Here is a 1,296-nt window from a genome sequence, read left to right as displayed (position 1 = left end):
TGAAGTTCCACCCTCTGGTTGGACACCTGGACACTGGGGCGTATGAGCCCAGAGGAAGCAGTCACAGGTGGGAACCAGGAGCAACATGAGTAAGCGGTATACGGCGGAGTTCAAGCGGGACGCGGTGGCGCTGGTGCGCTCGTCGCCGCACCGGAACGTCACCGAGATCGCTCGGGATCTCGGGGTCAGCCCGGAGGGGCTGCGGGGGTGGGTCAAGCAGGACCGGACCGACCGGGGCGAGGGCCTGCCCGGTGAGCTGACCAGCGCGGAGCGTGAGGAGCTCACCCGGTTGCGGCGGCAGAACGTCGAGCAGCAGAAGACGATCGAGATCCTGCGCAAGGCGGCCGCCTATTTCGCGACCGAGACGACACGGTGATCCGCTTCCGTTTCGTTGATGATCACCACGGCGCCTGGGGCGTCAAGCGGATCTGCCGTGTACTGGGGATCGCCCGCTCCTCGTTCTACGCCTGGCGCGCCGGCGAGCAGGCCCGTCGCGCACGTCGGCGGGAGGAGGACCTGCTCGCCGCCGAGATCACCGTGATCCACGTGGCGTCCCGGGGCGCTTACGGCGTCCCACGCGTGCACGCGCAGCTCCGTCGCCAGGGCCACCCGGTCAACCGGAAGAAGGTGGAGCGGATCATGCGCGAGCGTGGGATCGCGGGCGTCACCCGCCGCCGGCGCCGCAACCTGACCCGCCAGGCCCGCAAGCCGGTGTTCGCCCCGGACCTGATCGGGCGCGACTTCACCGCACCCCGCCCCGGAGTGCGGCTGGTCGGCGACATGACCTGCCTGCCGACCGAGGAGGGTTGGCTCTACCTGGCCACGGCGATCGATCTCGCCACCCGCGAGGTCGTCGGGTATGCGATGGCCGACCACCACCGTGCCGAACTGCCGGTAGCCGCACTGCGGATGGCCGCCGCCCGCGGCGGCCTGGAGCGCGGCTGCATCTTTCACTCGGATCGCGGAAGCGAATATACGTCTTCTGAATTCCGTAGTGAGATAGGCAAGTTGGGCATGAGGCAGTCGATGGGCCGGGTTGGCTCCTGTTACGATAACGCCGCCGCCGAGAGTTTCTTCGCCGTACTGAAGGAAGAGATCGGCACCCGAGTCTGGCCGGACCGCGCCACCGCCCGGGCGGAAGTCTTCGCGTTCATCGAGACCTTCTATAACCGTAGGCGCCTGCGCAGGCACCCCGAGTGGGGCTACCTCACGCCACTCGAGATTCGGCGGCGGCACCGGCAAGGTCACACCCTCGCGGCGTAGACAGAGAGTGTCCAACCGCAGGGTGGAACTTCA

The 1,296-nt window shown here is 68.0% G+C and carries 2 protein-coding genes; both read left to right on the top strand.

Going from position 1 to position 1,296, the window contains the following annotated elements; genetic code table 11:
* The first annotated feature begins 85 nt into the window (after positions 1-85).
* Positions 86-376 (top strand): transposase, encoded by a 291-nt coding sequence (locus tag ACIRYZ_RS46580; RefSeq protein WP_402955868.1) that lies wholly within the window; start codon positions 86-88, stop codon positions 374-376.
* A complete protein-coding gene (locus tag ACIRYZ_RS46575; protein WP_402955865.1) occupies positions 373-1,263 on the top strand; it encodes an IS3 family transposase in 891 nt (296 codons plus the stop codon). The genes ACIRYZ_RS46580 and ACIRYZ_RS46575 overlap by 4 nt, the downstream gene beginning before the upstream one ends.
* The last annotated feature ends 33 nt before the right edge of the window (positions 1,264-1,296 follow it).

It is taken from the genome of Kitasatospora sp. NPDC101155, from assembly GCF_044768305.1.
Taxonomy (GTDB): domain Bacteria; phylum Actinomycetota; class Actinomycetes; order Streptomycetales; family Streptomycetaceae; genus Kitasatospora.
Note: the sequence above shows the minus strand (reverse complement) of the source record. Positions and strands in the feature narration are given on the sequence as shown.

What these genes read in the sequence shown, in the direction of transcription:
- ACIRYZ_RS46580 (WP_402955868.1), top strand. Translation starts at nt 86, where the DNA reads ATGAGTAAGCGGTATACGGCGGAGTTCAAGCGGGACGCGGTGGCGCTG.